Raw genomic sequence first — 20,248 nt, forward strand, 5'->3', positions numbered from 1 at the left:
TTAAGAATGAAGAAAATAAAACAAAAAATAGGCTTATTAGTAGCTCTGTTTGTCGTGAGTTTCTCATGTGATACGGAGTTCCTGAATACGCGGCCTTTAGATAAAATATCGAGTGATGCTACCTGGGCTGACGGTCCTTTGGCTGAAGCGTTTATTTTTAATATTTATTCCTTTTTGGGATATGGTGGTTTTGAGGAGCAAGCCTTGGCGGCTTACACTGATGAGGCCATGTTTACCCACTCTGGTCGTAATATCAATACCTTTACTGAAGGTACTGAGAGTCCAAATAACGTTGCCTGGGTTTCGGGAACGTATGAGTGGGGCAATATGTATCTTGCCATTCGTCAAGCCAATACGGCTATTCAGAACCTTCCTGATGCATCCTTTGATGATCAGGGTCTGAAAGACCGTCTGATGGGTGAAGCTCACTTCTTGAGAGCGTATTACTATCAGCAGTTATTGCGTTTTTATGGTGGTATCCCAATCATCGACAGACCTTATGGTTTGGATGAAGATTATAGTATTGCCAGAAACACTTATGAAGAGTGCGTGAATTTCATTGTTGCTGACCTTGACAAGGCCGCTTCTCTTTTGGACGGCAAGTCAAGAATTCCGGGACGTGCTTCAAGATTAGCTGCAATGGCTTTGAAAGCAAGAGTATTGCTTTATGCAGCTAGTGACTTGCACGATGCTGGTAAGGCTCAGGCGAATAGCTCAACGCTGGCTGGTTATTCTGATATCGCTCTTGTAGCTTACACTTCTGGTGATCAGACAACTCGTTATAATGCTGCAAAAAATGCAGCTAAAGCTGTTTTGGATGAACTTCCTGGCTATAAGCTGGATTTGTCAGCTCCTGTTTCAGAGAGTGAAGGACGTTCAAACTATAAGTCAATCGCTATGGGTGGTCGTTCTGCAATCGGTGACCCTGCCGCAGAAGCAGAGTTGATCTTTGAGCGTACGCACACTCCATTGTACACTCAGGAAGATAATTGGCCTTTGGGTGGTATTCACTATGGTATCAATAACGGACCAAACGGTTATCATAACTGGGCCGGAAATACTCCGATTCAGCAATTGGTTGATGACTATGAAATGATGGATGGTTCGTCTTTTGACTGGAATAACGGCGAGCACGCCTCGGCTCCATACCAAAACCGTGACCCACGTTTTTATGCAACTGTTCTTTTTGATGGAGCAGACTGGAAGCCAAGACCTGCCGATGTGGCTCCGCTTGACCCGGTAAATCAAATTCAGACTGGTTTCTACGATGATGGGAATGGTGGTGTAATTAATGGTATAGATACCCGTAAATCAGTTATTGAAGACTGGAACGGTACCCGTACACATTATTATACTCATAAGTTTATTGATGCTGATCCGGCTTTGGCTGACAATCAGTCTAACGCTCAGGTGATTCCATGGCCGTTTATCAGAGTTACAGAAATGGCTCTTTCTTATGCGGAGGCCGCCTTTAAAACAGGCGATGAAGCTTCGGCTAGAGAGTGGATTAACAAGATTAGATTCAGAGCAGGTATGCCGGCTATCAATGATAGCGGAGCAGACCTTTGGGCTCGTATTATAAATGAAAGACGTGTAGAATTGGCCTATGAAGAGCATCGTTATCATGATGCCCGTCGTTGGATGATTGCCCCTGAAACCCTTGGTCGAGGTATCAAAGCCATTGATGTCAAGGCTACTTTGAAGCCGGGTGCTACAGCTCATTCGCCATACAGGTATGACCCTGAAGTGTATAATTATACATACACGGTGGTAGATGAAACAACCAACGAATCCCGTAAATGGGATGACAAAATGTATTATCGTGTTTTGACTCGTGATGAGGTAAACAGAAACAACCTGTTGGTGCAAAACCCGGGATACTAAAATTTGTCAAAATCATTTTGAAATAGAAAAATCTATCCCTGAAAATTGGGATAGATTTTTTTACTTTTAGAGCTATATGCAAAAGCCCTTAAGTATCATAACTCCCTTTTTTCTTTTCCTCTTTTTGAGTGGCCTTTCTTCTTGTGACAGGTCCGGAGGCGGATCTGAAAAAAACACAGATGAAGGAGAAAAACTATTTACGCTATTATACCCGACACACACCAATATTAATTTCCAAAACTCCCTGACCGAAGGCCTGAATACGAATATATTGATGTATGAGTATTTCTATAATGGCGGGGGAGTAGCGGCGGCAGATTTTAATGGAGATGGCCTTGACGATCTCTACTTTACTGCAAACATGAGTGAAAATAAGTTGTATCAAAACAACGGCGATTTTCGCTTCCAGGACATAACGGGAATCGCCGGTGTCAGCGGAAGGCCAGGGCCGTGGAAAACCGGGGTTTCGGTTGTGGATATCAATGCGGATGGCAAAATGGACATATACCTCTGCTACTCAGGGGCTCTGCCACCTCATAAACGGGTCAATCAGCTATTTGTTAATCAGGGTAATAATGATCAGGGGGTTCCCCAATTTAAAGAAGCAGCCGAAGAGTACGGACTCGCCAGTGCTGGCTACAGTAATCAGGCCTACTTTTTTGATGCTGACCTCGATGGTGATTTGGATATGCTGCTACTCAATCACAATCCTAAAAATCTCCCGATTTTAAATGAAGCAGGTACCCGTCAATTGATGGCCAAAGATGATCCTGAAATGGGCCTTCGTTACTACAGAAATGATGAAGGTCTTTTTAAAGACGTTACCACTCAAAGTGGAATTAATGGCTCTGCTTTAAGCTATGGTTTAGGCCTTGGAATTTCTGATTTTAATCAGGATGGTCTCCCTGATTTTTATGTCTCAAATGACTACTCCGTTCCTGATTATTTATATCTCAATCTGGGAGGAGGTAAATTCAAGAACCAATTAGAAGAAAGTCTCAGACACACCAGTCAGTTCTCCATGGGAAATGATGTCGCGGATTATAATAATGATGGCCTGACCGACATTTTCACCCTTGACATGCTACCTGAGGATAATAAACGTCAAAAGCTTCTTCTGGCTCCTGACAACTGGAATAAATTTGACCTCAACTTAAGAAGCGGTTTCTATTATCAATATATGAGAAACATGCTTCAGCAGAATAATGGAGACGGTACTTTTAGTGAAATAGGCCAGCAAATGGGTGTATCTAACACTGACTGGAGTTGGTCTGCTTTACTGGCTGACTATAATAATGACGGCTTTAAAGATCTGTTCATATCAAATGGCTATTTCAGAGACTATACCAACCTCGACTTCATCAAATACATGGATGATTTTGTAAAGGAAAAGGGTAGACTTCAACGAGAAGACGTTCTTGAAATAATTAAGCAAATGCCCTCTTCTAATGTTGTCAACTATGCCTTTGAAAACCAAAATGGAAAAGGTTTTACCAACAAAACCGCTGAGTGGGGAGTTGGTGAGGTGGCCAATAGCAATGGAGCGGCCTACACTGACCTTGACAACGACGGAGATCTTGATTTGGTGGTCAATAATATTAATAAAGCGGCTTTTGTTTTTAAAAATGAGTCAAAGTCAAACTATCTCAAAATAAAATTCAAAGGCTCAGAAAAGAATCCTGACGGCCTTGGTGCGGCAGTGGAAATCAGGTCTTCGGCTGGTATGCAAAGACTTGAGCAAAATCCATACAGAGGTTACCTTTCAACCATGTCAAAGGAATTGATTTTTGGTCTGGGTGACCAGAAGCAGATTGACGAACTCATGGTGCAATGGCCAGATGGGAAAACACAGCGATTGGCTTCGGTGAAAGCTAATCAGGTTATAGAACTGGATTATAAAAATGCTTCAGAAAAAGTTAAAGGAGAAAAGGATAGCCAGAGGCTTTTTGACGAGGTAAAGGCTCCGTCTTTTGAGCATCAAAACAGAACTATTCGCGACTATGACAGGCAGTCGCTTTTGATTAATGAACTTTCATTTTCCGGCCCTTCATTAGCCAAAGCTGATGTGAACGGTGATGGCCTTGAAGATATTTTTGTCGGAGGAAATGCCGGGCAAAGTTCCACTATCTTTTACCAGAACGCTTCCGGCGGTTTTACCTCAAATTCAGACTCATTTAAGGCGGATGCAAGTTCTTCTGATGATATTGCTGCATTTGCTGATGTAGATGGCGACGGAGATTTTGATCTCTATGTTGGCGGTGGAGGCTACCATGATTTCAAAAAAGATGATAAAGTTTTGCAGGATCGTCTATACCTGAATGACGGAAAAGGTAATTTCACGAAATCCTCCGGTTTACCGGAGATGCTTACCTCTACCGGTGCCGTGGCTTTTTCAGATATCAATGGAGATGGTGCACAAGATCTCTTTGTGGGAGGAAGGGTGATTCCCGGTGGGTACCCTGAAAGTCCTCGATCTTATATTTTGATTAATGACGGCAAGGGAAGTTTTACCGATAAAACACTCGATTTTAATCAGGAACTCGGCTACATAGGTATGGTGTCAACAGCTCAATGGGCGGATTTAAATGCTGATGGAAGTAAAGAACTCATTCTGGCGGGAGAATGGATGCCACTTTCTGTGTTTGAGTTAAAGGCTGGCAAACTAGAGAATCAGACCCAAAAATATTTCGGTAAAGAACTAAAAGGCTGGTGGAATACTTTTGAAATCGCAGACCTGAACAAAGATGGCTTACCCGATATAATTGCTGGAAATATGGGTTTGAACACTCAATTTAAGGCGAGTAAAAAGGAGCCTTTGGAACTGTACTTTGATGATTTTGATGAAAACGGATCAATTGATCCTATTTTCAATTTTTATGTTCAAGGGAAAAGCTATCCGTACTTAACCAGAGATGAGCTGGTTAATCAAATTCCGAAATTCAAGACTCAGTTTAATACTTTTGAAAGTTACTCTACCGTAGGACTTGATAAGTTCTTAACCACAACTCAAATTGAAAAAGCAGGTCATCTCGCGGCCAACTTCATGGAAACTGCCATCTTTTTGAACCAAAAGGGTGGGACCTTCTCCAAAGTAACTTTGCCTGCACAGGCTCAATACTCACCAGTATATTCGATTCAGGTTCTTGATGCTGATAAAGACGGAGATCAGGATATTCTTTTATTTGGTAATAATAGCCATACTAAACTCCGTTTTGGAAAGTTTGATGCTAATTACGGTGTTTTGCTAAGGGGTGATGGAAAAGGTGGTTTTGAATACGCCAGTCAATCGGATTCAGGTTTTAGTGTGCGTGGAGATGTGAGATCCTCGGTTTTATTGAAGGATTATTTAATTTTGGGAATCAACGGAAAGTCGCTCAAAGCGTATAAGAACATTGAGAAACAACAAAATATTTAATCTAATAACCTTGTTGGTGGCTTTCTTAGCGACCATATCTTGTCAGGATAAGTCCGAGCCAATTTCTGAAAATGATGTAGCGGTTTCTTGGGCCAAAATGACTTTGTATTTGACCCAGTACACGCCGGCTAATTCTCCAACCTATGCCTCCAGAGCCATTGGTTATATAGGGCTTACTATGTATGAGTCGGTAGTGCCAGGTTACCCTGATTATCAATCTGTTCAGCCTCAGTTAAATGGATTGCCGGAATTGCCAAAACCTGAGGATGGTCTTGAGTATAACTGGGCAGCATCTTTCAATGCCGGCCAGGCTGAAATATTGAAAGGTATTTATATGCAAACCTCTGATGCTAATAAACTCAAAATTGACTCGTTGGAGGCTTTGATTGAGAAGAGATTGACTGATCATACTGAGGACAAAGCTATTATTGAACGATCCAAGGCTTTTGGCCAAAAAATCGCAGCCGCCATTTACGAATGGTCAAAAACAGACGGTGGTCATCGTGCTTACCTTCATAATTTTGATAAAGAACTTGAGCATCCTGATTTCCCTGGCTCCTGGAAACCACCCCTATATGCCCAGTCGTTCAGTCATCATCCTTTACATCCTTATTGGGGCGAAAATCGAACATTTTTGAAAGAAAATGACAGTCTGGCCACGCCTTATATGATTCCCTATGATCCATCAAAAGGCTCAGATTATTATAATCAGTATCTGGCCGTTTATGAAAAGGATTTGGAGCTGACTCAGGAAGATAAGGAAGTGGCCATATGGTGGGGCGATGACCCTGATGACACCTTCACGCCACCTGGTCATTCATTTTATGTAGCGACTAAAGCCGTTGAACATTATAACGTACCATTGATAAAAGCTGCTGAGACTTATGCTCGTGTCGGTATGGCTGTCGCTGACGCTTTTAGAAACTGTTGGAAATGGAAATATCATTTCTTTTCTGAACGGCCAAATACCTTTATTCCGGCCAATATTGATGAAAGTTGGGAGTCCTTCTGGCCGGATCCGCCTTTTCCAGCTTTTCCGTCAGGTCATGCCATAAATGCCGGGGCAATGGCTACTGTAATGGAAGATCTGTATGATCCGTTTACGTTTACAGACAGTTCACACGTCAATCGGGAGCGTGACCATGTACGTGATGTTGATTTTGTACCTCGTACTTTCAACGATTTCTGGTCTGTGGCCAAAGAGACGGCTGATTCGCGTTTTTATGGAGGAATTCATACTCCTCAGGATAATGAAGTTGGTCTGGAAGAAGGCCGAAAAATTGCGGGACATGTGAATAACTTGAAATGGAAAAAATGAGAACCAGATTATTCATCATACTGCTCCTTTTTTTGCTTCCTCTAGCTAATAGGGCCCAGAAGGCATTTACAGATGTTACTCAATTAACAGGCATAAATCATCAATTTAGGGTTTATGAGGGGATGTTTGGTGGTGGTGTGTGCGTTTTTGACTTCAATAAGGATGGCTTTGAAGACCTATATATCACCGGGGGCATGAATGATGATGCCCTTTACCAAAATCAGGGTGATGGTACTTTTAAAAACGTTTTTGTGGGTAGCGGTCTGGAGCGAACACGCGACTTTGTTACTCAGGGAGTAGTTTCAGCTGATTTCAATAAAGATGGTTTTCGTGATTTGTTAGTCACTACCATCACTAGCAGAAATGAGAAAAAGGTAATTCCAAGAGCTATAAACCTACTTTTTCTTGGAAAAGAAGGTGGAGTTTTTGAGGACGTTACGGAGGATTTTGATCTTGATAAAATCAACACTTTCAGTACAGGTGCAAATGTGGGTGATTTCAACGGAGACGGCTGGCCTGATGTTTACATCGCTAATTATTTCAATCAATTTGAAGGTGAATTGAGTGAAATCAATGATGCCACGGTGGTAGGTGCGAATCAAATTGCAGAAGGTAATCTTCTACTGAATGTTAAAGGCAACTATTTTAAAGACGTTTATGCCGATTATGGCCTGGACATGAAAGGCTTTGGCTTTGGTGGTCTTTTTACTGATTTTGATAACGATGGAGACCAGGATTTGCTGGTCAATCATGATTTTGGCTACAAGCGAACGCCTAATCTTCTCCTGCAGAATAATTATCCCGAAAAGAACTTTAAGAATGTTGCTAAAGAACTTGATATTAATTTGAGGATCAATGCCATGGGCTCGGCGGCAGGCGATTACAATAATGATGGCCTGATGGACTATTATATGACCAACATCCGTTTCAATCAGTTTGTGGTCAATCAGGGAGCTGGGAAACCCTTCAAAAAGATGGATAAAGAACTGGGAATGGATTTCGTCTCTATCAGTTGGGGGGCTAACTGGGCTGATTTTGATCATGACGGAGACCTTGATCTTTTTGTCTCTAATGGGGATCTCAATCCTAATTGCGTACCCATGGCCAATTACTATTTTGAAAATCTGGGTGGGCGTTTTGAGGATCATGCTCGTGAAAAGGGGTTAAATGGCTACGAAATAGGGCGAGGCTCAGCCATTTTTGACCTTGAAAATGATGGTGACATGGATATTATTGTGGTGAGCCAAAAACCGGTTTATGACAATTATCCCATGGAGTCAATGACCAGAGTTTACAGAAATGATAGTGTCTCTGGACATTGGTTAAAAGTTAAACTCAAAGGCACAAATGCTGAAGCAGATGGTTTTGGTTCGAAAGTTCAATTGATAGCCGGTGGCAAAATATTTATAAAGGAAATTGATGGAGGAGGTTCAAGTCATATTTCTCAAAACTCGTCCATTGCTCACTTTGGTTTGGGTGATATTCAGACGATTGACACATTGAAAGTTTACTGGACAGGTGGCTCAACTCAAATTATGACCAATATTAAGGCCGATCAGTTGCTAGAAATTATCCAACCTTATACCGAACCAAAGGCAAATCCGAATCTTTGGAAAGTGGGGGTCTTGGGTTTACTTTTATTTGCGGCCAGCAGTTATTATGCTCTCAGGCTTTACCGTAAGAAGAAAGAAAATGTTTAGTGAATTATTAATTCGGTTTTGATAATAATTTCTTGATAGTCAAGCTCTGACTCTTGATTCTGAAGGCACTTGAGAAGCAAGTTTGCCGCCTGAGCTCCCATTTTAGAGGCAAACTGCTCAACCGAGGCAATGGGTGGGTTTTCAAGAAAACTGGTAATTGGCAGGTTTGCGAAGCTTACAAAGAGGATATCTTTGTTTGGCTCTACACCGGCCTTCCTGCAAGCCGACATCGCATAAAGGGCCACATAATCATTAAAAGTAAGTACAGCTTGCGGTCGGTCTTCAAGAGCCAGTAACTCCATCATACATTGCTCCGTCTCCTCACGGGTAAGATTACCCGATTTGATATAATGCTGTCGGGCATCAATACCGAATTCCATGGCTGCTTCCAGATACCCATTTAGTCGCTCGCCAGAAACTTCCAGATTGCCGGGGCCATTAATTAGTCCAATTTTAGTAACTCCTTTGTTTACCAAAAATCGCATGGCTTCTTTAGCTCCCTGTGTAACACTATTACGGACCTTGTGGCATTTAATATTACGAGGTACTCTGTCAAAGAATACCACCGGGATACCATATTCTTCAAGAGCCTTGAAGTGCCCGTAATGGTTTGTTTCTGCTGATACCGAGGCAATAAGACCATCCACTCTACTGGCAATAAAGGATTCTATCATTTTCTTCTCCCGCTCCAGGCTATCTCTGGATTGACTAATCAGTACATGGTAGTCCTCTGGCATCAGAGTGTCCTCAATTGCCGAGATAGCCAGTGAAAAAAACTCTTCTTTGAGGAAAGGAAGCAAGACCCCGATGGTGTACGTTTTATTCTTCTTAAGTAATAAGGCCGCCGGGTTAGGAACATAATGCAATTTTTCAGCGAGTTCTTTTACTCTACTTTTGGTTTTTTCGCTAATTCTAGGATGATCATTGAGAGCTCGTGAGACAGTGCTCACTGAAACTCTGAGTTGCTCAGCTATGGCTTTTAAGGTGGCCGGACTCTTTTGCATTACTGTAAATTTTCTTCAATAACGATCTTTTTATGATGATGTGCAAAAGATTGCACAACAAGGTCTGAAGCATAATAAGGCCTATGCAAACATTTGCATTCTCCGTAATGGTATTTTATGAATAATTTATTAGACAGAATAAAGTAGGCTTTTCTTAGCTTTGTATTAGGCCAATCTTACGCTTTTCATCGGGAGTATCCTGATAAAGTTTAAGGTTAAAATTTAGGTAGACAATAAGAAACTATGCTGATGTTGTCGGCATAGTTTTTTTGTATTTTTGACCATTAATTATTTCTCATCCTTGCAAAAGGAACCTGATCCTATTGAATCAGAATTTTACAATGAACGCCTCACTAATCGCTAAATCATTTCAGGAGAAATTCAATGCCACACCCACTTTACAAGTTAAAGCTCCAGGTCGTATCAATCTTATTGGGGAGCATACAGATTATAATGATGGTTTTGTGTTGCCAGCAGCAATAGACAAGGCTATTTATTTTTCTTTAAAGCCTCGGGAAGATGACCAAATCAGACTTTATGCTGTAGACTTAAATGATGAAATAAACCTAGACCTTCAAAATCTAAAAAAATCGAAAAAAGCCTGGGCTAATTTTTTGATTGGAGTAATCAATGAACTTTTGGAGCGGGGAGCTCAGATTACTAACGGTTTTGACCTCGCATTTGGAGGAGACGTACCTCTTGGTGCCGGAATGTCCTCTTCTGCGGCCATTGAAAGTGGGATGGGTTTTGCTCTAAACCAAATGTTTGAATTAGGCCTTAGCCGTCTTCAATTGGCGAAAATTGCCCAATTGGCAGAGCATAATTTTGCCGGTGTAAAATGTGGCATAATGGATATGTATGCTTCCCTTTTTGGTAAATCAGAGCATTTAATCAAGCTTGATTGTAGATCTCTTTCACACGAATATCTCCCTTTTTCCTTTGACGAGGTGTCTGTTGTGTTGTTCAATACAGGGGTGAAACATAATCTGGCTGATTCAGCCTACAATAAGAGAAGAGAAGAGTGTGAGAGAGGTGTAGAGGTTTTAAAGCAAAGAAATCCGGACATTCTTAGTTTAAGAGACGCCACTTCTGATGATGTGAATGCCGCCAAATCGGAAATGACGGAAGACGTTTATAAACGATGCTTTTTCGTAACCTCAGAAACCAGAAGAATGATGGAGGCGACGGATGCTTTGAATAATCAAAACCTGATTCGCTTCGGTGAATTGATGTATGAAACGCATGACGGCCTGAGTCAGGATTACGAAGTGAGCTGTACCGAACTTGATTTTCTTGTGAACCTTGTCAGAGACAAAACCGGTGTTTTTGGAGCCAGAATGATGGGAGGTGGTTTTGGTGGATGCACGATTAATTTAATTGACAAGTCCAAGGCACGGGAAATAATATGCGATGTGACTAAAGCATATAAAGATCAGTTTGGTTTTGAGGCAGAACATTTTGAGGTTTGCATTACCGATGGATGCACAGTCGTAAGTGGATAGATAAAGGTGTCCAAACAAGCTTTTGCAATAGGCCAATCAGATACAGAAATTAAAATGAAGCGACCGGAAAATCTTGACAGACTTAGAACAGAGGAATTTGATATCTGTGTTATCGGGGCCGGAGCCAGCGGCTCCGGAGTAACTCTGGATGCTACTCTGAGAGGTTTTAAAGTTGCTCTGATAGACCGAAGTGACTTCTGCTCAGAGACTTCCTCAAGATCAACCAAACTCATTCATGGAGGTGTTCGGTATTTAGAACAAGCTTTCAAAAAATTAGATTTTGCTCAGTTAAAACAGGTAAATCATGGCTTACATGAACGTAAAACCTTGCTGAAATTAGCTCCCCATTTGGCCAAGCCTTTGGCTTTAATCACTCCTGTATTTTCCTGGTTTGAGGGTCTTTACTACTCTATTGGTTTGAAAATTTATGGTCTAATAGCCGGAGATGATGGAATGCCAAAGGCCAAATGGCTCAATAAAAAGGAAACATTTCAGCGTATTCCCGGCCTGACCCGAAGTCTTCATAGCTCTATTATGTATTACGACGGGCAGTTTGATGATTCAAGATTCACCGTCGCTATGGTACAGTCGGCCGTAAAAGAAGGGGCAGCAGCTGCCAATTATGTAGAACTGAAGAAGTTTCGAAAGAACGCCTCAGGGAAAATTCACAAGGCCGTTGTTTCGGATTTGATTTCGAATCAAGAGTTCTCAATTTCGGCGAAACTTTTTGTCAATTGTACTGGTCCTTATGCAGATCATGTACGATTAATGGCTGACCCGGCAGAGGAGCTTCGTATGCGACCTGCAAAAGGTGTGCATATCGTTTTTCCGTCTTCCTATTTGCAGAGTAAGGATGCTATGCTTATTCCAGAGACCAAAGACGGACGCGTCGTTTTTGTGAAACCATTAGACGACGAAGTGATGGTGGGCACCACGGATACAGCATACCATGATTTAGCCAATGAACCGGTTTTGGAGGAGCAGGAGGTGGATTATTTACTGGAAACGCTCGAACCTTTCATTGAGAAAATGCCTCAAAGGGCGGATATTAAAGCGGGTTTTGCAGGAATCAGACCACTGCTTGCTCCTAAAAGTTCAAATCGAAAAGATACGAAGAGTTTATTACGTGATCACGAGGTAGAATATGATCAAAACTCGGGACTTATCAGCCTTTTGGGAGGTAAATGGACCACCTACCGGGTTATGGCCAAAGATACAGTCGATTATGCCGCTGAACTTTTGAGGAACTCTGTGCCTTGTCAAACTGACTCCCACGTTTTAGTAGGAGCTCAGCAAAAAGACTTCAATGCGATTGAATTCTCAAAAAAGGCATTGGAAACCGGAATTTCAGAGGAACAAGTCACCCATTTATTGGATAAGTATGGCGATCAGGCTGAGGAAGTTTTGAAGCTCTTCAGCGAAAGCAAGGACTATTCAAATCCGATTATTGAAGGTTACCCATTCCTTAAAGCTGAGGTTGTTTACACTCTCAGAAACGAAATGGTTACCAAGCTTCGGGATTTTCTTTCCAGAAGAATTCGGCTTGAGATTTCAGACTGGGAGGGAAGCATAAAGGCGGCTGAAAGAATTGCACCAATACTTCAGAAAGAACTTGGTTGGAGTGAAGAACAAACTCTTATTGAGGTTGCTGAGTATGTGAAATTGATAGAAGGTTTTAAGGAGAAAGCTGGTCTTTAGGAGGTCAGATCGGAGCACCGGCCTGCCTTTGACATGTCTTCCAGGAAATACGTTTGCTACTTGTAAAAGAAAACCTCGAAGATCTTTAAGACCTTCGAGGTTTTCTTTGTATTAGAGGATTTAAGCTTACTTAAAACCAAACTTGATCAAACCCTCACGGCTAAGTTTGATGGCTTCCATTGGAGTCATTCCGTCAAAAACCTGATCTTGCTCTACGATATAATACTTCATTCCTGAAAGCTTTCTGTTCGCCAGAATTTTGCCGAAATCGATGTTTCCTTGTCCGACTGGAGCGAAACGACCTTCGTCATCCATATCCTTTACGTGCCAGATTTTGAAACGACCTGGGTATCTGGTGAAATACTCAACAGGATCTGCACCAGCCTTAGTTACCCAGTAAAGATCCATCTGGAAATTAACATACTTAGGGTCAAGGTTCTCTAGCATGTAATCAATCGGTACAATTCCATTTTTGTTTTCTACAAACTCAAAATTGTGGTTGTGATAGAGAAACTTAAGACCTTTTGCACTCACCTTGCGGGCAATAGTATTTAAAACCTCTGTAAGACCTTCCACATCATCTGTCATGGCAAGTGATCTTGTTTCACGATCAAAAGTGAACATTCCCATTGGAGGAACAGGAGCGATGAAATACTCGAAACCAGCCGCTTTTACATCATCAGCCAGTTGGTCAGCATTATCAACGGTCATAGAACCCATGTGAATGCTAATTGGCGTAAGACCAAGGCTCTTGGTGTAAGATTTGAATTCTGCTGGAGTTAATCCGTAGAATTTACCGTCTTTGTAATCAACGGCTTCAATGTACTTATATCCCAGATCAGCTACTTCTTTAAGAGTTTGTTTAGGGTCTTTGCCCATTTCATTTCTGACCGTGTAAAGGGTCATGCCGCCCCATTTTTTCTGGGCAAACACCGAAGAGCTCATTGAGAGCATCAAGACAACTGCTAATACCTTAGCAAAAAGACTTTTTTTCATGTTAAGTTTATTCAGGTTATAGTGTTTTAATAAACGAAGTCGCTAGTTACATAATTATCTTAAAACAGAATATGATTTTGGATGGATTAGGGCTAATTTTAGATGAAAGTGCTACAAAACTTTAATCCTTCTCAAAGGGTCTATTCAGATACTATAAGCCAGGTTGAATCTGTGAATATCTTAAATACTGCCATGCGTCATTTTCTTACAATTGCTTCAGCTATAATTCTCCTCAATTCTGCCTGCAAAGAATCAACTCAAAAAGTTGAAGTTCTTGAGACTTTTGAGCATCAAAGTCAGGATTTTATGACTTGGTGGGTTTATTATAACGATAGCATCAACCTTTCTTCTGATTTTTTAGCTTTGGATTCTTTGGGCAATGAAATGTCAAAAAGTGATTTTCTAGAAGTATTGACGACCAGTAGGTTTCTTCCGATGAAATTACCCGGGGAATTGAAATATCAGTTGTATAAACCTCAAGAGAAACTTCAGGAAGATATTTTCAATACGATCATGTGGCAAAGCAAAGACTATCTTCATCATTACCGAATGGAGGGGCTGACTTTGACGGACTCACCAATTAAAACTCTGGAAGGTCAAGAGCATCAACTATCAGACCCAAAAGGCAAATACCTCATTGTGAAATGTTGGTTTGTGGCTTGTCATCAATGCATTGAGGAAATGCCCGAACTCAATGAAATGGTGAAAAAGTACGAAAGTCGTGGAGATATGACATTTCTGAGTTTGGCATTTGACGATGAAGGTAAATTGAGAAACTTTCTGTCGAAAAGAGAGTTTCTTTATGAAACTGCTTCTGTACCAGAGGGTTTTATGGAGTCAGAATTAAGAGTTACGGCCTATCCGACTCATGTGGTTATCGGCAAAAACGGTAAGGTTCTGAAAGTAGTGAATGGGGCTGATCAACTTAAGAATTTTCTGGCCAAGGAAATTCTGGATTCCTGAAAATTGAAAATCTTTCAGATACTGATTGAAATCATTTTGAGGTAGAACGTTTTCTGATACCTTTGTGTTTAATTTAAACTAATTCTAAATTGGTGACAGAGACACATCTAACACTGGCAGATATACCGAAAGGCAGTAAAGCTGAAGTCATTGGTTTTCACGATATCCCTTTATCTCTTCGATTAATGGAGCTTGGTTTTGCACCAGGTGCTGAGATAAAAGTAGATTGCCATGCTCCTTTAGGCTGCCCGGTGTGTATCAGTTTAGATGGTGATTATCATCTGACGCTTCGTAAGTCTGAGGCGGAAACTATAGAAGTAAAACTAGTCTAAACTAAACCCCTGAAGGGTATTTCGGTGCATGAAAGTAGCTTTGTTAGGTAATCCCAATTCAGGAAAATCTTCCCTTTTTAATCAGCTTACAGGTCTACGTCAGAAAATTGGCAATTTCCCCGGAGTAACAGTCGATAAGAAAATTGGTTTTTGCAAAATCAAAAGTAACGTAGAAGTTGAAATCATCGATTTCCCCGGTACCTATAGTATTTATCCCGGATCATTGGACGAACAGGTAGTACTTGAAGTGCTTGCCAATCCTGATAGTCCCGATTATCCTGACCTCGCTGTGGTGGTGGTAGATGCCACTAACCTGAAAAGAAACATGTTGCTTTTTGAGCAGGTGAGTGATCTCAATATACCATGTATATTGGCTCTTAATATGCTGGATTCGGCTTTGGATCTTGGTATTGAGGTTAATTCCATGAAAATGGCGTCTCTTTTAGGAGTACCGGTGGTGGAAATTAACGCTCGTGAAGGAATTGGTCTGGAAGGACTGAAACTGGCTATTTTTAAGCAATTAGAGAAGCGGGAGTATCATCATAATGTTAGCATTCTGGATGAGGAATATTCTTTACTGGCTGATAAAGTCAAAGAGGAGTATGACATTAAAAACTCATATCTGGCTCTTCAATATCTCGCCCAGTCTCAAAAACTGGCATTTTTAGGTTTTGAAAAGCAAAAGGAACTCCAGCAACTGGCTAAAGCAAACAGCTTTGACCCTGATCGCTTTCAGTCAAATGATACCATAAAACGATACGCTGATATTGGGGGAACACTTGCCGAAGCCGTCCGAACTACCGGAGTTAAAAAAGAAACGGTAACTGAAAAAATTGACCGCGTTTTACTTCATACGGTTTGGGGCTACGTTATTTTTATTGGTGTCCTTTTTCTTCTTTTTCAAGCAGTTTTTGCTTTGGCTTCATATCCGCAAGATTGGATTGATGCCGGAATTGGCGAATTGACAGGTTGGCTTAGTTCACTCTTACCGGAATCAAAACTGACGGATTTATTACTGGATGGAGTTATCGCCGGTGTAGGAGGGGTGCTCATTTTTATTCCTCAAATCGCTTTTCTGTTTATCCTGATCAGTATTTTAGAGGAGTCGGGTTATATGTCAAGAGTGGTAGTCTTAATGGATCGCCTGATACGCCGTTTCGGAATGAGTGGCAGAAGTGTGGTACCACTTATTAGTGGAATGGCCTGTGCGGTTCCGGCGATTATGTCGGCCCGTACTATAGGAAACTGGAAAGATAGGCTTATTACTATAATGGTTACACCTCTGATGAGTTGTGCGGCTCGTTTACCTATCTACACTATCATTATTGCCTTGGTGGTGCCTGAACAAAAGGTTCTTGGCGTTTTTGGATTGCAAGGTTTGCTATTGATGGGCCTGTATCTTTTGGGTTTCTTTTCAGCCTTGATTTCAGGTTGGTTGATGAAACTGATTCTCAAATCAAAGGAACGTAGCTATTTTGTAATGGAGCTGCCTACTTATAAACGACCACGCTGGAGTCAGGTTTTTTATACAGTCTATGAAAAGGTGAAAACCTTTGTTTTTGAGGCCGGACGTGTGATTTTAGCTATTTCTATTGTCTTATGGGTTTTATCATCATATGGTCCGGGTGAAGATTTTAATAAGGCTGAAGAAATAGTGAGTACTCAATTTAGTGGCCTTGACGATGTTCAACTTGAGAATGAAATTGCTTCGTATAAGCTTGAAAACTCTTATGCTGGTCATTTCGGTCGGTTCATAGAGCCGGTAATTAAGCCGTTGGGTTACGACTGGAAAATCGGAATCGCTTTGATCACTTCTTTTGCTGCCCGTGAGGTGTTTGTTGGTACCATGAGCACGATTTACAGCATTGGTTCTTCTGCGGATGATGAGCGAACTATAAAGGCCCGATTAAAAAAGGAGATGAATCCTGAAACGGGAAAAGCCCGCTTTGATATTGCGACCTCTGCATCATTGCTTGTTTTCTATGTTTTTGCCATGATGTGTATGAGTACCTTAGCTGTTGTTTATAGAGAAACCAAAGGCTGGAAATGGCCAATGATTCAGTTAGGCTACATGACTGCACTAGCCTATTTGGCGGCTTTTGTGACGTATCAATTATTGAAATAACGAATTGGATTTGAGAGCCCAGTCAGGATAGAGAGGGCTCTCAGGATTATCTAGCCCCAAAGACTTTCCAAAGAATAGTCTGACCCTTCAATGCACCAGAAGTCACCTTTAATATATCGGTAATCTTTATTGACTTTGGCCAGTTCATTCATTTGGTCTTCAGATAAATCAATATCCGCGGCAGCCAGATTTTGTTTTAATCTTTCAGGATTTACCGACTTAGGAATTACCGAAGTACCTCGGTTTACTGCCCAGGCAAGCATTACCTGAGCCGGACTGGCATCAACTTCTTCCGCTATTTTCTTTATAGTCTCATTATCAAATAGCCTGGGTTCATTATCAGCGATTCTGTTGGCTGGCCTGTCAGCAGAGCCCAACGGTGAATAGGCCGTGAACAGGATTCCGCTTTGATCACAGAATGTTTTAAGCTCGTTTTGCTGGTGAAAAAGGTGGCTTTCTACCTGATTCATCTCGGGTCTTACCCCGGTTGCTCCTTCCACTTTTTTGATTTTTGCCGGAGAAAAATTGCTTACACCAATATGTTTTGTCAATCCTGTTTCTTTAACCGCGATCATTCCTTTCCAGGTGTCTTCCAGTGGAGTTGTTTGCAGGCTTACCAAATCTTCGGCCGTTTGAGGGTACATACTGTCATCTTTCAAAACCACCGGCCAGTGAATCAGGTATAAATCCAGATAATCAAGCTGAAGGTTCTTTAAAGTCAACTCCAAAGCCGGCTTTACCTGCTCCGTCCGATGCCTGTTATTCCACAATTTTGAGGTAACGAATATTTTATCCCTGCTGGTTTCACCTGCGGCAAAGGCATCTGTAAAAGCCTGACCAATCTCCTCTTCATTGCCATAAACATGGGCACAGTCAAAATGCGTGTAACCAATTCGAATTGCTTCTCTAACAGCTTCATAAACCTCTCCGGGTTTTGATTTCCAGGTACCAAGACCAAGTGAAGGTATTTTGTCGCCGTTATTAAATTGTAGGTATTTCATGTTGTAAGTCTTAAAGTCTGGAAGTTCTAAAGTTTAAAATTCGTACGTTTCGTTGAATAGGAAGAAAGCATATTTTATCTTCAATCACCAATCACGAAAAAGCTTTTTTTAGTATTCCAATTGCTTTCTCCAGATTTGCTCTTTGGGTTCCGAAATTGAGTCTAAAATAGCCTTTTCCCTTGAACTGATGAGCTCCTGAAACACCAAGTCCGTATTTCAATAGATATTCTTCCGGATTTTCTTTATCACAGGCTATCCAGGCCAAATAGGTCGCTTCGCATGGTTCCATTGATAAGCCAGGAATATTATTGACCTCTTTAAGTAAATAATCATGATTGGCTTTAAGGTATTTAATCAATTCTTTCCGCCATGGTTCTCCGTACTTATAGGCTGCCATCACTGATCGTATCTGCCAGTTGTTCATATGCGGCATAATACCAAAACAGGCCTTTTCAAACTTCTCTCTGATTTCAGGATTTGGGATTACGGCAAACGAGCCTCCCAAACCGGCAATGTTCCAGGTTTTACTAGGTGCCAAAAGTGTAATTGACTGATTTTCAATTTCCTTATTGAGAGACGCAACGGAGATATGCTCTTTTGATTCATCAAGAATAAGATCGCAATGAATTTCATCGGAAACGAGAATGAGATCATTTTTCAAACAAAAATCGGATAGCTCAAGAAGCTCTTCTTTATCAAAAACGCGACCGATGGGGTTTTGCGGATTACAAAGCATATACATTCCTGTTTGAGGAGTGATTTTCTTTTGCATCGATTTAAAATCCATCTTGCAGCCGCCATTTGAAAGATCAAAAGGCACTTCAATGGTTTCATTCCCCGCTGAGCCCGCCGCTTTAAATAAGTGGAAGTAGACAGGCGTGGATGTCATTACTGCAGGTTTGTCTTCCAAAATTCTTGCTGAAGCATGAAGGCCGGGAACAAGGCCGGATAACAGAACGATCCATTCTTTTTTGATTTGCCATTGGTGTCTTTTTGAAAGCCGATCTATAATAATCTCAAAAAGCTCATCAGGTGGCCAGGCATAGCCATAGATCTGGTGATCAACAAGGTCTTGCAAAGCATTTTTTATTTCATCAGGACTTTCAAAGTCCATATCCGCTACCCACATGGGGAGAATGTTTTCGGGCTTCATATCCCATTTCACGCTGCCGCTTCCTCTTCTTTGGGTGGGCTTATCAAAATTATAGGGCATTTCGGGGTTTATGTTTTGACTATAAAACTAACAAATCAGCAGGATGCTGGTTCCTTTTCTTATTGAGGAATCAGAAATTCGTTTTCATTAATTTTGAAAGCGGCTGTTGAACTTCTGAATGAACCAAAAAAACCGAGACCTCCGATGATATTACTGTAAAGGGGAGTAGGCTCCACAAACGGGTTTCCGTCATTCTGTTTTAATCTCGAATCTTCAAATTTTGCATAGGATTCATCAATATTGAGGAGTTTTACGGTCAATGTCTCCAAAACCGGAGATACATCTTCGTAATTACTTCCGTTATATTTTGAGGTTTGGAGGTACAACTCCGCTGTTTTTGAGAAATCCACCTGATTCAGAAAATCACCGGCAAGTGAATTGCCAAAATACAGATTATAGAGCGTATTGGTCGGTATTTTGTACCATCCATTTTCAACCGGAACTGCGTTTGAAGGAATTGAAGAATTTCCGGCAAAATTAAAAAAGAGGGTATCTGTACCGGTGGCAGAGCCCCTAACGATGTAATAATTACCAGCTTCAGTTAAGTCTTTCCAATTCACCGTGAACGAAGGAATCAAATACCGATTATCTTCTCCAAAATTTCGTTTGATCACCTTCATTTTAACCTCTTCAATATTTGGAACGGCATTAGGAATAGTGGTTTGGGCGGTAACTGTTTTACCGTTGGCTTTCACTGTTAATTGATAATGTTCACCGGGGTTCAGAAAAGGAGCTTCAACATCCTGAATAAAGCGGTAAGTGTAGGAGTTGGGGTCAAAAGTGAAGCTAATTTCACCGTTTTGGCCCAGAAGCTTTACTTCCGCATTACTGATACCAACAAAATCTGAGCCCAGTTGGGTGGTATCTCCTAATGCGTTGACATAATACGATTGGGTTAAGTTTTGATTGTACTCAAAAACCGGAACAGATTCCCCGACATAAACTTCTATGATTTCCTCGTCCGGTGATATAGCTGAAGAAACTACGAGTTTGGGCTTATAGCCTGAAAGCTTATCGCCCGGTATCGTCTCAATAAACTTTTCGCAGGAAGAGAAGAAAAGGCTGCTGAGTAATATATATAGGAGGCTTCTTCTCAT

Annotated in this window: 14 protein-coding genes; 9 read left to right on the plus strand and 5 right to left on the minus strand. The window is 41.3% G+C overall.

Annotation, left to right across the window (positions count from 1 at the left end; all coding sequences use genetic code 11):
* Nucleotides 1–6 precede the first annotated feature (6 nt).
* The 4 genes from AFM12_RS00270 (at nt 7) to AFM12_RS00285 (ending at nt 8,317) form a co-directional block, all read left to right on the plus strand.
* A complete protein-coding gene (locus AFM12_RS00270; RefSeq protein WP_055143013.1) occupies nt 7–1,884 on the plus strand; it encodes a RagB/SusD family nutrient uptake outer membrane protein in 1,878 nt (625 codons plus the stop codon).
* Nucleotides 1,885–1,960: 76 nt separating this feature from the next.
* The gene (locus AFM12_RS00275) at nt 1,961–5,299 is read left to right on the plus strand and encodes a VCBS repeat-containing protein (RefSeq protein ID WP_055143015.1); all 3,339 of its coding nucleotides are present in this window, start codon (nt 1,961–1,963) and stop codon (nt 5,297–5,299) included.
* A gap of 16 nt (nt 5,300–5,315) precedes the next feature.
* A complete protein-coding gene (locus tag AFM12_RS00280) occupies nt 5,316–6,617 on the plus strand; it encodes a vanadium-dependent haloperoxidase (RefSeq protein WP_229308439.1) in 1,302 nt (433 codons plus the stop codon).
* On the plus strand, nt 6,614–8,317 hold the full coding sequence (locus AFM12_RS00285) for a CRTAC1 family protein (RefSeq protein ID WP_055144994.1): 1,704 nt from the start codon (nt 6,614–6,616) through the stop codon (nt 8,315–8,317). Before AFM12_RS00280 ends, AFM12_RS00285 begins: the two co-directional genes overlap by 4 nt.
* Here AFM12_RS00285 and AFM12_RS00290 read toward each other — a convergent pair.
* Nucleotides 8,314–9,321 (minus strand): LacI family DNA-binding transcriptional regulator, encoded by a 1,008-nt coding sequence (locus AFM12_RS00290; RefSeq protein ID WP_055143017.1) that lies wholly within the window; start codon nt 9,319–9,321, stop codon nt 8,314–8,316. The genes AFM12_RS00285 and AFM12_RS00290 overlap by 4 nt on opposite strands.
* Before the next feature lie 341 nt (nt 9,322–9,662).
* Between AFM12_RS00290 and AFM12_RS00295 the strand changes: the two genes are divergently transcribed.
* Nucleotides 9,663–10,823 carry a galactokinase gene (locus tag AFM12_RS00295; RefSeq protein WP_055143019.1) on the plus strand — a complete coding sequence of 387 codons (1,161 nt, stop codon included), beginning with the start codon at nt 9,663–9,665 and terminating at the stop codon, nt 10,821–10,823.
* A 54-nt stretch (nt 10,824–10,877) separates the two neighbouring features.
* Nucleotides 10,878–12,521, plus strand: coding sequence for a glycerol-3-phosphate dehydrogenase/oxidase (locus tag AFM12_RS00300; RefSeq protein WP_055143021.1), 1,644 nt, complete (start codon nt 10,878–10,880; stop codon nt 12,519–12,521).
* Nucleotides 12,522–12,647: 126 nt separating this feature from the next.
* On the opposite strand, the gene AFM12_RS00305 is transcribed toward AFM12_RS00300, so the two are convergent.
* Nucleotides 12,648–13,517 carry a sugar phosphate isomerase/epimerase family protein gene (locus AFM12_RS00305; protein ID WP_055143023.1) on the minus strand — a complete coding sequence of 290 codons (870 nt, stop codon included), beginning with the start codon at nt 13,515–13,517 and terminating at the stop codon, nt 12,648–12,650.
* Nucleotides 13,518–13,619: 102 nt separating this feature from the next.
* Between AFM12_RS00305 and AFM12_RS00310 the strand changes: the two genes are divergently transcribed.
* From AFM12_RS00310 to feoB, 3 genes are all read left to right on the plus strand, one after another.
* Complete coding sequence (locus tag AFM12_RS00310; protein ID WP_055143025.1) at nt 13,620–14,480, plus strand: TlpA family protein disulfide reductase; 861 nt, start codon at nt 13,620–13,622, stop codon at nt 14,478–14,480.
* A gap of 92 nt (nt 14,481–14,572) precedes the next feature.
* Nucleotides 14,573–14,812: a FeoA family protein gene (locus AFM12_RS00315; protein ID WP_157687243.1), complete on the plus strand. Its 240-nt coding sequence runs from the start codon at nt 14,573–14,575 to the stop codon at nt 14,810–14,812.
* Nucleotides 14,813–14,840: 28 nt separating this feature from the next.
* Nucleotides 14,841–16,937 carry a ferrous iron transport protein B gene (gene feoB, locus AFM12_RS00320; protein WP_055143029.1) on the plus strand — a complete coding sequence of 699 codons (2,097 nt, stop codon included), beginning with the start codon at nt 14,841–14,843 and terminating at the stop codon, nt 16,935–16,937.
* A gap of 50 nt (nt 16,938–16,987) precedes the next feature.
* On the opposite strand, the gene AFM12_RS00325 is transcribed toward feoB, so the two are convergent.
* From AFM12_RS00325 to AFM12_RS00335, 3 genes are all read right to left on the minus strand, one after another.
* Nucleotides 16,988–17,938: an aldo/keto reductase gene (locus AFM12_RS00325; protein WP_055143031.1), complete on the minus strand. Its 951-nt coding sequence runs from the start codon at nt 17,936–17,938 to the stop codon at nt 16,988–16,990.
* 91 nt (nt 17,939–18,029) lie between these two features.
* Nucleotides 18,030–19,151: a MalY/PatB family protein gene (locus AFM12_RS00330; protein ID WP_055143033.1), complete on the minus strand. Its 1,122-nt coding sequence runs from the start codon at nt 19,149–19,151 to the stop codon at nt 18,030–18,032.
* Nucleotides 19,152–19,210: 59 nt separating this feature from the next.
* Nucleotides 19,211–20,248 (minus strand): DUF4249 domain-containing protein, encoded by a 1,038-nt coding sequence (locus AFM12_RS00335; protein WP_055143035.1) that lies wholly within the window; start codon nt 20,246–20,248, stop codon nt 19,211–19,213.

It is taken from the genome of Jiulongibacter sediminis (assembly GCF_001306455.1).
GTDB lineage: Bacteria > Bacteroidota > Bacteroidia > Cytophagales > Spirosomataceae > Jiulongibacter > Jiulongibacter sediminis.